The sequence below is a fragment of the Thiemannella venezuelensis genome (assembly GCF_014203605.1).
Lineage (GTDB): Bacteria > Actinomycetota > Actinomycetes > Streptosporangiales > Streptosporangiaceae > Planomonospora_A > Planomonospora_A venezuelensis.
Map to the genome: position 1 here is coordinate 49,770 of NZ_JACHJJ010000011.1, position 16,349 is coordinate 66,118.

The 16,349-nt window shown below is 71.6% G+C and carries 16 protein-coding genes; 13 read left to right on the plus strand and 3 right to left on the minus strand.

The features are described 5' to 3' along the window. Nucleotides 1-8: 8 nt before the first annotated feature. From FHS22_RS17560 to FHS22_RS17580, 5 genes are all read left to right on the plus strand, one after another. Nucleotides 9-662 (plus strand): response regulator, encoded by a 654-nt coding sequence (locus FHS22_RS17560; protein ID WP_184942984.1) that lies wholly within the window; start codon nt 9-11, stop codon nt 660-662. Between the two features lie 148 nt (nt 663-810). After that, nucleotides 811-2,271 carry a sensor histidine kinase gene (locus FHS22_RS17565; RefSeq protein ID WP_338047794.1) on the plus strand — a complete coding sequence of 487 codons (1,461 nt, stop codon included), beginning with the start codon at nt 811-813 and terminating at the stop codon, nt 2,269-2,271. Between the two features lie 271 nt (nt 2,272-2,542). Next, entirely contained in the window at nt 2,543-2,842 is a 300-nt protein-coding gene (locus FHS22_RS17570) for a DUF4193 domain-containing protein (protein WP_089206330.1), read from the plus strand. Between the two features lie 82 nt (nt 2,843-2,924). After that, the gene (locus FHS22_RS17575) at nt 2,925-3,755 is read left to right on the plus strand and encodes a hypothetical protein (RefSeq protein ID WP_184942985.1); all 831 of its coding nucleotides are present in this window, start codon (nt 2,925-2,927) and stop codon (nt 3,753-3,755) included. 52 nt (nt 3,756-3,807) lie between these two features. Then, nucleotides 3,808-5,181, plus strand: coding sequence for a trehalose-6-phosphate synthase (locus tag FHS22_RS17580; protein WP_184942986.1), 1,374 nt, complete (start codon nt 3,808-3,810; stop codon nt 5,179-5,181). Between the two features lie 52 nt (nt 5,182-5,233). Here the strand turns inward: FHS22_RS17580 and FHS22_RS17585 are convergent, their stop codons facing one another. Continuing rightward, nucleotides 5,234-5,530 (minus strand): DUF4235 domain-containing protein, encoded by a 297-nt coding sequence (locus FHS22_RS17585; RefSeq protein ID WP_184942987.1) that lies wholly within the window; start codon nt 5,528-5,530, stop codon nt 5,234-5,236. An 88-nt stretch (nt 5,531-5,618) separates the two neighbouring features. On the opposite strand from FHS22_RS17585, the gene valS reads away from it, so the two are divergent. From valS to FHS22_RS17620, 7 genes are all read left to right on the plus strand, one after another. Next, nucleotides 5,619-8,168: a valine--tRNA ligase gene (valS, locus tag FHS22_RS17590; RefSeq protein WP_184942988.1), complete on the plus strand. Its 2,550-nt coding sequence runs from the start codon at nt 5,619-5,621 to the stop codon at nt 8,166-8,168. 326 nt (nt 8,169-8,494) lie between these two features. Beyond that, complete coding sequence (locus FHS22_RS17595; protein ID WP_184942989.1) at nt 8,495-9,811, plus strand: AI-2E family transporter; 1,317 nt, start codon at nt 8,495-8,497, stop codon at nt 9,809-9,811. 40 nt (nt 9,812-9,851) lie between these two features. Beyond that, entirely contained in the window at nt 9,852-10,406 is a 555-nt protein-coding gene (locus FHS22_RS17600) for a PaaI family thioesterase (RefSeq protein ID WP_184942990.1), read from the plus strand. Then, nucleotides 10,403-10,846 carry a dUTP diphosphatase gene (gene dut, locus FHS22_RS17605; protein WP_184942991.1) on the plus strand — a complete coding sequence of 148 codons (444 nt, stop codon included), beginning with the start codon at nt 10,403-10,405 and terminating at the stop codon, nt 10,844-10,846. Before FHS22_RS17600 ends, dut begins: the two co-directional genes overlap by 4 nt. 59 nt (nt 10,847-10,905) lie before the next feature. Further along, nucleotides 10,906-11,580 (plus strand): DUF3710 domain-containing protein, encoded by a 675-nt coding sequence (locus FHS22_RS17610; RefSeq protein WP_184942993.1) that lies wholly within the window; start codon nt 10,906-10,908, stop codon nt 11,578-11,580. 48 nt (nt 11,581-11,628) lie between these two features. Continuing rightward, nucleotides 11,629-12,021, plus strand: coding sequence for an OB-fold nucleic acid binding domain-containing protein (locus FHS22_RS17615; protein ID WP_184942995.1), 393 nt, complete (start codon nt 11,629-11,631; stop codon nt 12,019-12,021). 37 nt (nt 12,022-12,058) lie between these two features. After that, entirely contained in the window at nt 12,059-12,721 is a 663-nt protein-coding gene (locus FHS22_RS17620; protein ID WP_377296571.1) for a DUF3159 domain-containing protein, read from the plus strand. A gap of 91 nt (nt 12,722-12,812) precedes the next feature. On the opposite strand, the gene FHS22_RS17625 is transcribed toward FHS22_RS17620, so the two are convergent. After that, a complete protein-coding gene (locus tag FHS22_RS17625; protein ID WP_184942999.1) occupies nt 12,813-13,472 on the minus strand; it encodes a potassium channel family protein in 660 nt (219 codons plus the stop codon). Then, nucleotides 13,472-14,137 (minus strand): potassium channel family protein, encoded by a 666-nt coding sequence (locus FHS22_RS17630; protein WP_184943000.1) that lies wholly within the window; start codon nt 14,135-14,137, stop codon nt 13,472-13,474. The genes FHS22_RS17625 and FHS22_RS17630 overlap by 1 nt, the downstream gene beginning before the upstream one ends. 118 nt (nt 14,138-14,255) lie before the next feature. On the opposite strand from FHS22_RS17630, the gene FHS22_RS17635 reads away from it, so the two are divergent. Further along, nucleotides 14,256-16,343 carry an APC family permease gene (locus FHS22_RS17635; protein WP_184943002.1) on the plus strand — a complete coding sequence of 696 codons (2,088 nt, stop codon included), beginning with the start codon at nt 14,256-14,258 and terminating at the stop codon, nt 16,341-16,343. Nucleotides 16,344-16,349: the final 6 nt, after the last annotated feature.

The following is a 16,349-nucleotide window of genomic DNA, read 5'->3' on the forward strand; positions in this document are numbered from 1 at the left end:
CAGAGACCGTGCGGGTGCTTGTGGTTGAGGATGAGCGGGTGCTCGCGGATGCGATCGCGACCGGGCTCCGGCGTGAAGCCATGGCCGTGGACGTCGCCTACGACGGCGCCGGCGCGCTGGAACGGACCAGCTACATCGACTACGACGTGATCGTCCTGGACCGGGACCTGCCCAAGGTCCACGGGGACGAGGTCTGCCGCCGCCTGGTGGCCGAGCGCAGCGCGTCCCGGATCCTGATGCTGACCGCCTCCGGCGACGTGGACGACAAGGTGGAGGGCCTGGGGCTGGGGGCCGACGACTACCTGGCCAAGCCCTTCGTGTTCATCGAGCTCGTCGCCCGGGTCAGGGCGCTCGGCCGCCGTTCGGCCCCGGCGCTCCCGCCGGTGCTGGAGCGCTCCGGGGTCCGGCTGGATCCGGGCAAGCGGCTGGTGACCAGGGACGGCGAGGAGATCACGCTCACCAAGAAGGAGTTCGCGGTCCTGGAGGAGCTGATGCGCGCCGAGGGCGCGGTCGTCAGCCAGGAGGACCTGCTGGACAAGGCGTGGGACGAGAACATCGACCCGTTCACCAACGTGGTGCGGGTGACCATGATGACCCTGCGGAAGAAGCTGGGCGAGCCGCAGGTGATCGAGACGGTGCCCGGGGTCGGGTACAAGCTGTGAACGGCGGGCGGTGCGGGTACGGCGTGCGGCCGGAGCCCGCGGGCGGGCACTGCGATGGGCACTGCGATGGGCGCGGTGATGGGCGCGGTGATGGGCACGGCGATGGGTACGGCGGCGTGTCACGGGTGCGGCCGGTGGGGGAGGACGCGTGAGCGGCACGCCGGAGGAGCGGCCGGCGTTCGTCCCCCCGGACGAGCGGCGGCACTCGGCGCCGACCCACCCGATGATCAGCCCGCATCCCGGGGGGCGCGGGCCGGGTCCGGCGGCGGGGGAGGACGGGAAGCAGACCGGGGCGTCCGGAGAAGACCCGCCGGGAGCCGGAGGTCCCGCCGGGTTCGCCGGGCAGGGAAGACCGGCCGGGCCCGGCGGCGCCCTGCGGCCCCCGCCGCCGAGCGGCCCGCCGGCATGGGACGGTCCCCCTCCGCTGGGGGCCGCTCCGCTGCGGCCGTCCCTGCTGGGCCAGGTGAAGAAGATCACCGACCGGGTCAGCATCCGGTGGCGGCTGACGCTCACCTACGCCGCGCTGTTCTTCATGGCGGGGACGGTGCTGCTGTTCCTGATGTACGTGATGGTCGCCTGGGCGATCGACTCGGCCTGGCCGTCGTTCCCGTTCGACCTGAACAACGTCTCCCCCGAGCTGGCGAACGAGTTGCAGCAGGGCTGGTACTACTACCAGCGGAGCGCCATCCACCAGGCGCGCAGCTCCATGCTGACCCGCTCCTTCCTGGCCCTGCTGGGCGTGGGGATCATCGCGATCATCATCGGTTACGTCGTCGCGGACCGCGCGCTCAAGCCGGTCCAGCAGATGACCGCCACCGCCCGCAAGCTCTCGGACTCGACCCTCGCCCACGAGCGCATCGACCTGCAGGGCCCCGACGACGAGCTCAAGGAGCTGGCCGACACCTTCGACGCCATGCTCACCCGGCTCAACGTGGCCTTCGACACGCAGCGCAGGTTCGTGGCCAACGCCTCGCACGAGCTGCGGACCCCGCTGACGATCAACCGGACGGTCCTGGAGATCGCGCTGGGGGATCCCGAGGCCTCGGGTGATCTCAAGGCGCTGGGCCGTACGCTCCTGGAGGTCAACGCCCGCAACGAGCGGCTCATCGAGGGCCTGCTCCTGCTGGCGCGGAGCGAGCGCGAGCTGAGCGTGCGCAAGCCGGTGGACGTGAAGGACGTGGCCGAGACCGCCGTCGAGCAGCTCGTGCCGCGCGCCGAGGAGGCGGGCGTCACGCTCGCCGCCGAGTTGCAGAGCGCCGGGACCGTGGGAGATCCCGTGCTCCTGGAGCGGTGCGTGTCCAATCTCGTCGAGAACGGAATCAAGCACAACATTCCTGAATCAGGACATGTTTGGGTTCGGACGGGAATGGTGGAGGGCGCATTGATTGTTCAGGTGGCCAACACGGGACCGCACGTTCCCGCGTACGAGGTGAGCAGCCTGTTCGAGCCGTTCCGGCGGCTCAACGCCGACCGGGTCGACTCGGACAAGGGGGCGGGACTGGGGCTGTCCATCGTCCGCGCGGTCGTGCGCGCTCACGGAGGCAACGTGACCGCCGTGCCCAGAGACGGGGGCGGTCTCGTGGTGACCGTGAGACTTCAGCCGCGTTGATCCGGCGGGGAGCGTCTCGTTCCCGCCGCACATGTGGTTGGATGTGCCGTCGAACACGGTGGTGCATGCCGTCAATGCTGTGTGTTTCGCCATATTTGGCTAACCATGCCCGTTGGCGGTGGGTCCCTCACGTGTAGGGAGGTTCAGCGTTCGTTCAGGCGGGGTACCGAAGCAGGAATCTCTCTGCCGGAACGGGCACAAGACGGGCCTCTCGTACGTTACAACGCGCGAGCGAGCGCAGACAGATAGATGAGGGGGATGGAGCAGACCGATGGCTACCGACTACGACAGTCCACGCAAGACTGACGACGACCTCAGCGAGGACAGTCTTCAGGAACTGCAGGCGCGCCGTACCGACAAGTCCTCGGGCAGCATCGACATCGACGAGACCGATCTCGCCGAGTCGCTCGAACTGCCGGGTGCGGACCTGTCGAACGAAGAGCTCTCGCTCCGGGTGATTCCTCGCCAGGCCGATGAGTTCACCTGCGCGCGCTGCTTCCTCGTGCACCACCGCAGCCAGCTCGCCGTCGAGAGGAACGGCCAGCAGATCTGCCGGGAGTGCGCGGCCTGACGACCGTTCCGATGGCCTGTCCGATGTGTGTCCCCCCATGGACGGGTAGGGCCTTAGGACAGCCTTGAGGAGGTTCCGCGACATGACGTCGGAGAACAGTCAGACCGGCGCCGGGCCGGACGACTCCACTGCCGCGGAGTCGGCCGGCAGGCCGGGCGGCGACCTGGTCCGGGAGCCGGACCAGGAGGTCGCCGAGCTTGTCGGCCGGCTCGCCGAGCCGGGTGAGATGGACGGCGCCGAGCGGCGGCGGCTGCTCGGCCGCCTGACGAGGGCGCTGTCCGCCGGGGCCAGGAAGGCCAAGGAGTCCGGCACCGGCCGGGGCCGCTGGCTCGCCGACGTCTTCATGTCCGTGGCGCCCCGCATCCCCGTCCGCGACCTGGAGACGCTCTCCTCGCACCACCACGGCCTCACCGGCGAGGCGCTGGCCGACGACCTCGTCCGCACCGCGGCCAAGGCCACCATGGCGGTCGGCGCGATCGGAGGCGCCCTCGCGGCGGCCGAGTTCGCCGCCCCGCCCCTGCTGCTGTCCGCCCCCGCCCAGCTCGTGGCCGAGACCCTGGTGGTCGCCGCGATCGAGGTCAAGCTCATCGCCGAACTGCACGAGGCGTACGGCGTGCAGGTGCCCGGCACCGGCAGCCAGCGCGCCTTCGCCTTCGCCGTCGCCTGGTCCAAGCAGCGCGGGGTGGACCCCATGACCCCCGCCTCGGTCACCATCGCGCTGGGCACCGCCGCCAAGACGGCCCTGCGCAACAGGCTGATGCGCACGCTCGGGCGGCACCTCACCACGCTCGGCCCCTTCCTGACCGGAGCCGTGGCCGGTGGCGCCCTCAACCGCACGGCCACCAGGAAACTCGCCGAGACGGTCCGCGTCGACCTCCGCAGGCACCAGGCACTTCCCCCAGGAACCTCATAAAAAGACCTTTTTGGGGTAGTTGACTAGGAAAGTCGACTCTCTGGAGGATTTCGTGCCGGGCTCAAGCTCGTTCCTGATCGTCGCCAACCGCCTGCCCGTCGACCGGGTCGGCGAGGACATGTGGCGGCGCAGCCCCGGCGGCCTGGTCACCGCGATCGCCCCCGTCCTGCAGCGCAGGGAGGGCGCGTGGATCGGCTGGCACGGCGCCCCGGACGAACGGCTCGACCCCTTCGACCACGACGGCATGCACCTGATCCCGGTGCCGCTCTCGGCCCAGGAGGTGGAGCTCTACTACGAGGGCTTCTCCAACGCCACCCTCTGGCCGCTCTACCACGACGTGGTCGCCACCCCCGTCTACTCCCGCCTCCTGTGGGACTCCTACCGCCTGGTCAACGAGCGCTTCGCCGAGGCCGCCGCCGAGGCCGCCGCCCCCGGCGCGGTCGTGTGGGTGCAGGACTACCAGCTCCAGCTGGTCCCCGCCATGCTCAGGAAACTCCGCCCCGACCTGCGCATCGGCTTCTTCCTGCACATCCCGTTCCCGCCGGGCGAGCTCTTCCAGCAGCTTCCCTGGCGGCGGGAGATCCTGGAGGGCCTGCTCGGCGCCGACCTGGTCGGCTTCCAGCGCCCCGGCGGCGCGTCCAACTTCATCCGCCTGTGCCGCAAGACGCTCGGCCTGCAGTACCAGAAGCACGACCTCTACGTCGGCGACCGGGTGGTGCGGGCCGGCTCGTTCCCCATCTCGGTGGACTTCGGCGAGCTCGACTCGCTGGTCCGCGAGCCGCACATCGTCGCCAGGGCGGCGGAGATCCGCCGGGAGCTGGGCGACCCCGAGCAGGTGCTGCTCGGGGTGGACCGGCTCGACTACACCAAGGGCATCGGCCAGCGGCTGAAGGCCTTCGGGGAGCTGCTCGCCGAGGGCTCGATCAAGCCGGGGGAGGCGGCCTTCGTGCAGATCGCCACGCCCAGCCGGGAGCGGGTCGAGGAGTACATGCGGCTGCGCGACTCGATCGAGCTCCAGGTCGGCCGGATCAACGGCGAGCAGGGCGAGCTCGGCTCCCAGCCGGTGCAGTACATGCACCAGTCCTACGGCCGCGACGAGCTGGCCGCGCTCTACCTGGCGGCGGACGTGATGGTGGTGACGCCGCTGCGCGACGGGATGAACCTGGTGGCCAAGGAGTACATCTCCTGCCGCCACGACCTGCGCGGCGCACTGGTGCTCAGCGAGTTCGCCGGGGCGGCCGACGAGCTGAAGCAGGCCTTCATGGTCAACCCCTACGACATCGACGGGCTCAAGCGGGCGATGCTGGCCGCGATGCGGGCCACACCGCACGACCTGTCCCGGCGGATGCGCTCCCTGCGCCGCCGGGTGGCGACCTACGACGTGGACCACTGGGCCAAGGGCTTCCTGGAGGCCCTCGAAGCCTGATCCGCCGGGTGCGGCCCGGCCGTACGGCCGGGCCGCACCCGGCGGGAAGGCGTCAGGAGGCGATCTCCCTGGCGGCTTCCTTCATCGCCCTCCAGGCGTCGTAGCGCTTCCTGGCGGTGCGGGTCATCACGATCTGCGCCACCTGCATCCCGACGCCCATCACCACGGCGTAGCCGATCGCCTCGGCGAGGCCGACCTCCAGCGAGTCGCTGTCGGCCGGGGGCTTCTTCCCGGTCGCCTTCTCCCAGGCGAACCCCAGGACCTTCTTGACCGCCCAGGCCGTGACGAGGCCCACCAGGCCGCCGATGGCCCGCCAGGCCATGTCCTGCTTCTCCTGCTCGGAAGCCATGGGTGTTCCCTCCTCGATGATTCCCCTCAGGTAACGAACACTAGTCTGCTCCGGCGGTGGATCATGTGATGCCATACCATGGGGAGGCATGACGAATCAGCGACCGCGCCATGCGCCCATGCCCGAGAAACCGACTCTCGACGGCCTGGAATCCGTATGGGTAGGCCGCTGGGAGGCCGAGGGCACCTACCGCTTCGACCGCTCGCGCACGCGGGAGGAGATCTACTCGATCGACACCCCGCCTCCGACGGTCTCCGGTTCCCTCCACGTCGGCCACGTCTTCTCCTACACCCATACCGACACGATCGCCCGCTTCCAGCGGATGCGCGGCCGTGAGGTCTTCTACCCGATGGGCTGGGACGACAACGGCCTGCCCACCGAACGCCGGGTGCAGAACCACTTCGGCGTGCGCTGCGACCCCTCCATCGCCTACGACCCGTCCTTCCGGCCCCCCGGCAAGCCGGGCAGGCAGCAGATCCCCGTCTCCCGGCAGAACTTCATCGAGCTGTGCGAGCGGCTCACCGCCGAGGACGAGAAGGCGTTCGAGGGGCTCTGGCGGCGGCTGGGGCTCTCGGTCGACTGGACCATGACCTACGCCACCATCGACGGCGCCGCGCGGGCGGCCTCCCAGCGGGCGTTCCTGCGCAACCTCGCCCGCGGCGAGGCCTACGTCTCCGAGGCGCCCACGCTCTGGGACGTCACCTTCCGCACGGCCGTCGCCCAGGCCGAGCTGGAGGACCGGGAGTGGCCCGGCGCGTTCCACCGGATCGCCTTCACGCGGCCGTCCGGGGAGCGGGTCTGGATCGAGACGACCCGGCCCGAGCTGGTCCCCGCCTGCGTGGCGCTGGTCGCCCACCCGGACGACGAGCGCTACCGCCCGCTGTTCGGCACGACCGTCAGGACGCCGGTCTTCGGCGTCGAGGTCCCGGTCCTCGCCCACCGCCTGGCCGAGCCCGACAAGGGCTCGGGCATCGCGATGATCTGCACCTTCGGCGACGTCACCGACGTCGTCTGGTGGCGCGAGCTCGATCTGCCCACCCGGGCGGTGATCGGCTGGGACGGGCGGATGCTGCCCGAACCGCCGCAGGGCGTGCCCGCGGAGCCGTACGGCGAGCTGGCCGGCAGGACCGTGCACGGCGCCCGAGAGCGGATCGTGGAGCTGCTGCGCGGCTCCGGGGAGATGGAGGGCGAGCCGCGGCAGGTCAGCCGGGCGGTGAAGTTCTACGAGAAGGGCGACAAGCCCCTGGAGATCGTCACCACCCGGCAGTGGTACATCCGCAACGGCGGCCGGGACCGGGAGCTGCGCGAGGCGCTGCTGGCGCGGGGCGCGGAGCTGGCCTGGCACCCGCCGCACATGAAGGCCCGCTACGACAACTGGGTGGAGGGCCTGGCGGGCGACTGGCTGATCTCCCGGCAGCGGTTCTTCGGCGTGCCCATCCCGGTGTGGTACCCGCTGGACGGCGACGGGGAGCCCGACCGCTCCGCGCCGATCGTCCCGGCGGAGTCGGCGCTGCCGATGGACCCGTCCACCGACGTGCCGCCCGGCTACACCGAGGACCAGCGCGGCAAGCCCGGGGGGTTCATCGGCGACCCGGACATCATGGACACCTGGGCGACCTCCTCGCTGACGCCGCAGATCATCGGCGGCTGGGAGCGGGACGAGGACCTGTTCCGGCGGGTCTTCCCGATGGACCTGCGCCCGCAGGCCCACGACATCATCCGCACCTGGCTGTTCTCCACCGTGGCCCGCTCCCATCTGGAACACGGCGAACTGCCCTGGCGCAACGCGGCCGTCTCCGGGTGGATCCTCGACCCGGACCGCAAGAAGATGTCGAAGTCCAAGGGCAACGTCGTCACGCCGATGGCCCTGCTGGAGGAGCACGGGTCCGACGCGATCCGCTACTGGGCGGCCAGCGGCCGCCCAGGCACCGACACGGCCTTCGACACCGGCCAGATCAAGGTCGGCCGCCGCCTGGCGATCAAGATCCTGAACGCCTCGAAGTTCGTCCTGGGCTTCGGCGCCCCGCAGGAGCCGGGCGACGTCCTCGACGGCCCGGAGCCGTCCGAGCAGGTCACCGAGCCGATCGACCGGTCGATGCTGGCCCGGCTGGCGGAGGTGGCCGGGGAGGCCACCGAGGCGTTCGAGGCCTACGACTACACCCGCGCGCTGGAGCGGACCGAGCGGTTCTTCTGGGAGTTCTGCGACGACTACCTGGAGCTGGTCAAGGCCAGGGCCTACGGCGACGACGCGGGAGCCCGCTCGGCCCACGCCGCGCTGCGCGAGGCGCTGGACGTCATGCTCCGGCTGTTCGCGCCGTTCCTGCCGTTCGTCACCGAGGAGGTCTGGTCCTGGTGGCGTGAGGGCTCGGTCCACCGCGCCGCCTGGCCCGCGCCGGACGGCCGGGGCGGCGACCCGGAACTGCTCCCGGTCGTGGCCGGGGTCCTGGGCCGGGTCCGCAGGGCCAAGTCCGACGCCAAGCTGTCCATGCGCGCCGAGGTCTCCCGGCTGACCGTCACCGGCGCCCGGGCCGATCTCGTACGGCAGGCGCAGGACGACCTGTGCGGGGCCGGAGTCGTCGAGGAGTTCGTCCTGCGCCCCGGCGAGGGGGACCTGACCGCGGAGGTCGTCCTCGCCTGATCCCGGGGCCGGCGCGGGCGGGGCGCCCGCGCCGGTTCCGCACAACACTCTGGCCTTCCCGCCCAGCTCCCCGGAGCGCACGCCCGCCGTACGATCGAGGCGTCACGGGTGAGGGGAGGACAGGACATGCCCCCAGGGTGCGGTAACTGCGACTGCCATCTGGAGGACCGGGTGATCTTCCGGCCGCCGGGGGAGCGCTGACCCGGATCTAGTGCGGAGGAGACCGGTCCGGGCGGCCGGTCTTCTTCCCCGCCCCGGTCCCCGATTCCGCGGCCGGAGGCGATAACGGCGCGCGTTCGCGGCCCGGGCGTGACAGTCTGGAGCGCGTGACCCCGGAGAGGAAACGTCTGACGCAGCTGGTGCCGCGCACCCTGCTCCGCCTGGCCGCGTGGAGCCTGTGCCTGATCATCATCGGCTGGGCGGTGTCCTACGTCGTGCAGGGCGTGGCGGCCCTGCGCATCGTGATGCTGCCGGTGGCCATCGCGTTCCTGCTCACCGCCCTGCTGTTCCCGGTCACCCGCCGGCTCCGGGCGGTGGGCATGCGGCCGATCTACGCCACGTGGGTCACCATCCTGATCGCGCTCGCGGTGCTGGGCGGCACCGGGTGGATCATCGGGGTCCGCGCCAACGACGAGTTCCCCCGGCTGGTCACCCAGGTCCAGGCGACCGCCAGGGAGGTGCAGGGCTGGCTGCAGACCGGGCCGCTGCACCTGCAGCCCACCCAGATCAGCGAGTGGATCGACCAGATCGCCGCGCAGGTCACCCAGCAGCGGGAGCAGATCACCCAGACCGTCCTGACCGGCGCCACGGTGGCGCTGGAGGTGCTGGCCTCGATCGTCCTGCTGCTGTTCGTCACGTTCTTCCTGCTCAAGGACGGCGACCGGATCTGGTCCTGGTTCCTCAAGGCGTTCGGCTCGGCCACGCCCCGGGTGGACCGGGCCGGGCGGGCCGCCTGGGTGACGCTCTCGCACTACGTCCAGGGCACCGTGGCGGTGGCGGCGGTGCACGGCGTCATCATGGGCATCGTGCTCGCCGGGATGGGCGTCCCGCTCTGGGCACCTCTCGCCGTGCTGATCTTCTTCGCCAGCTTCATCCCGATCGTCGGCATCTTCTTCGCCGGAGCCGTCGCCACGCTGGTGACCCTCGGCGCCCAGGGCCCGATCTACGCGCTGGTCTTCATCGGTATCCTGATCGTCGAGCAGCAGCTGGAGAACCACGTCCTGCAGCCGCTGATCGTCGGCCGGGCGCTGAGCTTCCATCCGCTGGCGATCATCCTGGTGCTGGCCGTGGGCGGCATCGTCGCGGGCATCGCCGGGGCCGCGGTGGCGGTTCCGATCGCGGCGGTCATCTACCGGGCGCTGCCCGAACTCATGAGCGACCCGCCGGTCGCCCTCCCGCCGGGGACGGCGACGCCGCAGAAGGGGGACGCCGGCCCGCCGGAGGCGGCCCCCGCGACGGAGGCGGCCCCCGCGACGGAGGCGGGCCTCCCGGCGTCCGCGGCCCCGGGACCCGGCGCGACGGCGGACCCCGGCCCGCGCTCCCGCACGTCCGGGGAGGAGGCGCCCGGGGTTCCGGAGACGGCGGGCTCCGGCACGGCGGCGCAGGCCCCCGCCACGCCGTCCGAGGCGCCCCGGCCCCGGTGAGTGCGGAACCGTCCCGGTCCAGCCGGTAACGTTCTGCCACGTGACCCGTTCCACCATCACCACGCCCCCGCCCGGAGCGACGCTCCCGGAGCCGCTGCCCGGCGCGCCCGCCCCCGGCACCCCGCTCGGATCGCACTACAGCCGCTGCTTCGGCTGCGGCGAGCAGCATCCGACCGGCCTGCACCTGGCCGCCACCGCCTCGGACGGAGTCTCGGTGACGGCCGAGTTCGTCGTGGGGGAGGTGCACCAGGGCGCCCCGGGCCTCGCGCACGGGGGTGTGCTGGCCGCGGCGATGGACGAGGTCATCGGCATGTCCATCTGGCTGTTCCAGCGCCCCTACGTCACCGGGCGGCTGGAGACCGACTACCTGGCGCCGGTCCCGGTGGGCAGCACGCTCCACCTGCGCGCCTGGTGCACCGGCGTGTCGGGGAGGAAGGCATATCTTGAGGCTGAGGGGCGGATCGGGGCGCCGGACGGCCCGGTCGCCGTACGGGCCGCCGCGCTCTTCATCGAGGTGGGCATGGAGCACTTCGCCGAGCACGGCGACGCCCAGGCCATCCTCGACGAGCATCATGACTACGAGGTGAACCCGTGACCCGCAACGTGGAGGTTCTGATCCACCGGCTCGACGCCGGGCTGCCCCTGCCGTCCTACGCGCATCCGGGCGACGCCGGCGCCGACCTGCACGCCGCCGAGGACGTCGAGCTGCCGCCCGGAGAGCGGGCGGTCGTGGGCACCGGCGTGGCCATCGCCCTGCCGGACGGGTACGCCGCCTTCGTCCACCCGCGCTCCGGCCTGGCCGCCAGGCACGGCGTGACGATGGTCAACGCGCCCGGCACCGTCGACGCGGGCTACCGGGGGGAGATCAGGGTGACCCTGATCAACACCGACAAGAAGGAGGCCGTACGGCTGCGCAGGGGGGACCGCATCGCGCAGCTGGTGATCCAGAAGGTGGAGCGGGCCGTGTTCCACGAAGTGGACAGACTGCCCGGATCGGCGCGCGGCGCCGGCGGGTTCGGGTCCACGGGCCGTTGACCCACCGGTGATGTGCGGGCTCTCGGGCCGCCAGTGAACCGTCAAGGAGTGTGAGGAAGATGTTCGGACGTCGCCGCGGCAAGGAGACTACGGCCCCCGCCGAGGAGGTCGAGCAGGCAGAGGAGGTTCCGGCGCGCGAATCCGGCCCGTGGGACGCCGCGGAGCCGCACCCCGAGCGGGAGCGGGTCGACCTCGGCGGGCTGCGCCTGCCGGTCGACGCGGGGTTCGAGATACAGCTCACCCTGGACGGCGAGCGCATCGCGGGCGCGGTCGTCCTGTTCGAGGAGAGCGCCCTGCAGGTGCAGGCGTTCGCGGCTCCCAAGAAGACCGGCATCTGGGACGAGGTCCGCGCCGAGCTCGCCGCGGCGGTGAAGAACGCCGGGGGCACCGCGGAGGAGCGCCAGGGGCCCTTCGGCACCGAGCTGGCCGCGCAGATCCCGGACAAGGAGACCCGGCAGCCGGTCCGCTACCTCGGCGTCGACGGGCCGCGCTGGTTCCTCCGGGCGGCGATCAGCGGCCGGGCCGCGCTCGACGCCGGGGCCGCCGAGACCCTGGAGAACGTCGTCAAGGACATCGTGGTGGTCCGGGGGGACGGGCCGATGGCCCCGCACGAGCTGATCGAGCTGCGCCTGCCTCCCGAGGCCAGGCAGGCGGTGGAGGGCCGGGCACCCGGGCGCGACGCCTCCGACCTCAACCCCTTCGAGCGCGGGCCGGAGATCGCCGAACTCCGCTGACGTGCCGGATCGCGTACGCTGATTCGACACGTTCGTAAAGGAGAGGTCGTGAGTTCGCAGGAACCGCATAGAAAACGCGGATTGCGGGGGTTCTTCCAGCGGCTGGCGACGAGCCAGGCCGAGCTGGAGGCCGACGAACTGCAGCAGGACCTCGACCGGCACGGCGCGACGCCCATCGCCTCATGCGGTGGGCGTCGCCGCTTCTGCGTCACCGGTACACTGCGGACGGTGACCCTGCGACCCAGGGGCGGCGCACCGGCGCTCGAGGCGGAGCTCTACGACGGCTCGGACGTCATCGATCTGATCTGGCTGGGCCGGCGGAGGATCATCGGCATCGAGCCGGGGCGGATGGTGCTGGCCGAGGGCCTCGTCAGCGTGCAGGATGGCCGCAAGGTGATGTTCAATCCCCGATACGAGCTGCGCCCGGCGAACGGGACGTGAGCGAGAAGACGAGCCTGGAACCGGTGACTGGATGACGATGAGCGAGAAGACGACCGCCGCCGCGCACGACACGGTGGAGGCCGCGATCCGGGCCCAGCTCGCCAAGGCGTTCGGCGGGATCCGGGGCGTCGTCGAGGCGGCCGTGCCCACGGCCGTCTTCACCCTGATGTGGGTCGTCACGCAGGAGCTCCAGCGCTCGCTGCTGGTCAGCGCCTCGACGGCGGTGCTGCTGCTCCTGGTCCGGCTGGTGCAGCGATCGACGCCGCAGTATGTGATCAACAGCCTGATCGGCATCGGCATCGGCTGGTTCTTCGCCTCCCGCACCGGTGAGGCCAAGGACGTCTACCTGCCCGGCATCCTCTACAACGCGGCCTACTCCGTGGCCATGCTGGTCTCGATCGTCACCCGCTGGCCGGTGGTCGGCTTCCTGATCGGCTCGGTCACCGGCGACCCCACGGCCTGGCGCGGCGACCCGGCCGTCGTGAGGCTCTGCTCCCGGCTCACCTGGCTGCTGATGATCCCCTGCGTGGTCCGGGTGGCCGTGCAGGCGCCCGTCTACCTGATCGGCGGGAACGGCGCGGTGGCCGAGCTCGGCATCCTCAAGATCGTTATGGGATGGCCGCTGCAGATCGCGGCCCTGGGCGCCATGGTGTGGGTGCTGACCCGCGGCCGCACCCCGGTCCGGCCCGCGTCCTCCTGAGCCGCCTCGCGGGTCCCCGCCGGGCGGTCCCGGCCAGGGCCCGGGCCGGGGGCCCGCCCGCACCGGATCGCGGGCGGACCTCCGTACGCGCCTAGTGCGGGGAGAGGAGCTGGGCGAGCTCGTCCTCGACCTCCTGGGTGGCCACGAACATCAGCTCGTCGCCCGCCTCCAGGGGGTCGTCGGCGCTGGGGACCAGCACCCGGCCCTCGCGCAGGATCGCGACCAGGGCCGTGTCGGTCGGCCACGGCACCGAGCCGGCGCGCTGGCCGACCACCGGAGCGTTCTCCGGGAGGGTGAGCTCGACCAGGTTGGCCTGGCCCTGGCGGAAGGTCATCAGGCGGACCAGGTCGCCGACGCTCACCGCCTCCTCGACCAGCGCGCTCAGCAGGCGCGGGGTGGAGACGGCGACGTCCACGCCCCACGACTCGTTGAACAGCCACTCGTTCTTGGGGTGGTTGATCCGGGCGACCACGCGCGGCACGCCGTACTCCGTCTTGGCCAGCAGCGAGACCACGAGGTTGACCTTGTCGTCGCCGCTGGCGGCGACGACCACGTGGCAGTCGGCCAGGCCCGCCTCGTCCAGCGAGGAGATCTCGCAGGCGTCGGCGAGCAGCCACTCCGCCCGGGGCACCGAATCGATCTTGATGGCCTTGGGGTCGACGTCGATCAGCAGGACCTCGTGCCCGTTCTCCAGGAGCTCGGCGGCGATGGACCGGCCGACCGCGCCCGCGCCCGCGATGGTGACGCGCATCAGTGATCCTCCTCCGGAGCCCCGGAGAGCACCTTGTTGATGCGGTCCATGTCGTTCTCGGCCGCCATGACGTGCAGCACGTCGCCCTCCTGCACCATGGAGTCGTGCCGGGGCAGCAGGGTCTCGCCCATCCGGTTGACGAACGCCAGGCGGGTCCCGGCCGCCTCCTCCAGGTCCCTGGTCCTGGTGCCGATCCAGCCGGGGTGGTAGGCGACCTCGGCCAGCACGACCGCCCCGGTGGGGTCGCGCCAGAGCGGCTCGGCTCCCTCGGGGAGCACCCGCCGCAGGATCTGGTCGGCGGTCCAGCGGACCGTGGCCACGGTGGGGATGCCCAGGCGCTGGTAGACCTCGGCGCGCCGGGAGTCGTAGATGCGGGCCACCACGTTGTCGACGCCGAACGTCTCGCGGGCGACCCGGGCGGAGATGATGTTGGAGTTGTCGCCGCTGCTGACCGCCACGTAGGCGCCGGCGGACTCGATCCCGGCCTCCTCCAGGACGTCGCGGTCGAAGCCGATCCCGGTCACCCTGCGGCCCCGGAAGCCGGCGCGCAGGCGGCGGAACGCCTGCGGGTCCCGGTCGATGATCGCGACCGAGTGGCCGCCGTCCTCCAGGATGTGCGCCAGAGTGGATCCCACCCGGCCACACCCCATGATCACGATATGCATGCTCCCCCGCCGGTCGTGTCGAGGCGGATCTCGTCTTCCCGATGTACCCAGCCAGTATGGCCCGCTTCTGGAGCGTCGCGTCAGAGAGGCGGGGGCCGGGGGGCTAGCATCGGCAGACGTGCCGAAAGCGACGGACCTCACCAAACGCCTGTTCATCGGGCGTGCGCTGCGCAGCACGCAGCTCCACGAGCAGCTTCTCCCCAAGCGGATCGCGCTGCCCGTCTTCGCGAGTGACGCCCTCTCCTCGGTGGCCTACGCCCCGCAGGAGATCCTCGTCATCCTCTCCCTGGCGGGGCTCTCGTTCTACAACTTCAGCCCCTGGGTCGCGGCGGCCGTCGTCGTGGTGATGCTGACGGTCGTCGCGTCCTACCGGCAGAACGTGCACGCCTACCCCGGCGGAGGCGGCGACTACGAGGTGGCCACCGTCAACCTCGGCCGCAACGCCGGGCTCACCGTGGCCAGCGCGCTCATGGTCGACTACGTGCTCACCGTCGCCGTCTCGGTCGCCAACGGCGTCGACTACGTCGGCGCCACGATCCCGTTCGTCGCCGAGCACAAGCCGCTGGTCGCGATCGCCATCGTCGGCGTGCTGACGCTGGTGAACCTGCGCGGCGTCCGCGAGTCCGGGGCGGCCTTCGCCGTCCCCACCTACGCCTTCATGGCCGCGGTCCTCGGCCTGATCGTCTGCGGGTTCTTCCGGCTGTACGTCCTCGGCGACGAACTGCGCGCGCCCACCGCCGGGTACGAGATCGTCGCCGAGCAGACCAACCTCACCTCCTTCGCGGCGGCCTTCCTGATCCTGCGCGCGTTCTCCTCCGGGTGCGCCGCGCTGACCGGAGTCGAGGCGATCAGCAACGGCGTGCCCGCCTTCCGCAAGCCCAAGAGCAGGAACGCGGCCAAGACGCTGCTCATGATGGGCCTGATCGCGGTGACGATGTTCGGCGGCATCATCGCGCTGGGCCTGGCCTCCGGCGTCAAGCTCGCCGAGCCCGCCTACGCCGCCCGCGACATCCTGATCGACGGGCACCCGGCCGGGTTCGACTACCACCAGCAGCCGATCATCGCGCAGGTCGCCGAGGCGGTCTTCGGCAGCGGATCGGTCGTCTTCTTCGCCATCGCCGCCGTGACCGCGCTGATCCTGTTCCTCGCGGCCAACACCGCCTACAACGGCTTCCCGGTGCTCGGCGCGATCCTCGCGCAGGACCGGTTCCTCCCCCGGCAGCTGCACACCCGGGGCGACCGGCTGGCCTTCTCCAACGGCATCGTCATCCTGGCGGCCGGCGCCGCCCTGCTGCTGTGGGGCTTCCAGGCCGACGTCAGCCGCCTGCTCAACCTCTACATCGTCGGCGTGTTCGTCTCGTTCACGCTCAGCCAGATCGGCATGGTCCGGCACTGGACCCGGCACCTGCGGGCGGAGGCCGACTCCAGGGTCCGGCACCGGATGCGGCGCTCCCGGGCCATCAACTTCTTCGGCGGCGTCATGACCGGTCTGGTGCTGATGGTCGTGCTGATCACGAAGTTCACCCACGGCGCGTGGATCGTCTGCGTGACCATGCCCATCCTGTTCCTGATGATGAAGGGCATCCACCGCCACTACGAGAACATCGCCCGCGAGCTCTCCGTGGACGACGACTCCCAGGTGGACGAGTCGACGCTGCCCGCACGCAACCACGCCGTCGTCCTCGTCTCGAAGATCCACAAGCCGACCCTGCGCGCCCTCGCCTACGCCCGCGCCACCCGGCCGTCCACCCTGGAGGCGGTCACCGTGGGGGTGGAGGGCGCCGAGGCGCGGGCGCTGCAGGAGGAGTGGGAGCGGCGGGGCATCCCGGTGCCGCTGAAGACGCTCGACTCGCCCTACCGGGAGATCACCCGGCCGATCCTGGAGTACGTCAAGTCGCTGCGCCGCCGCTCGCCGCGCGACGTGGTGAGCGTCTACATCCCCGAGTACGTCGTGGGCCGCTGGTGGGAGCACGCCCTGCACAACCAGAGCGCGCTGCGGCTCAAGGGCCGCCTGCTCTTCCAGCCGGGCGTGATGGTCATCAGCGTGCCGTGGCAGCTGCACTCCTCCGACCGGGTCAAGGGCCGCCCCGAGCCCTTCGCCCCCGGCGCGGTCCGCCGCCCCTGGCACGAGGGCGTACGGCCCGGCCCGGCACGCGGCGACGCCTCTCGCGCGGGCACGGCACGGGACGGCGGCGGCAAGGCATAACCTTTC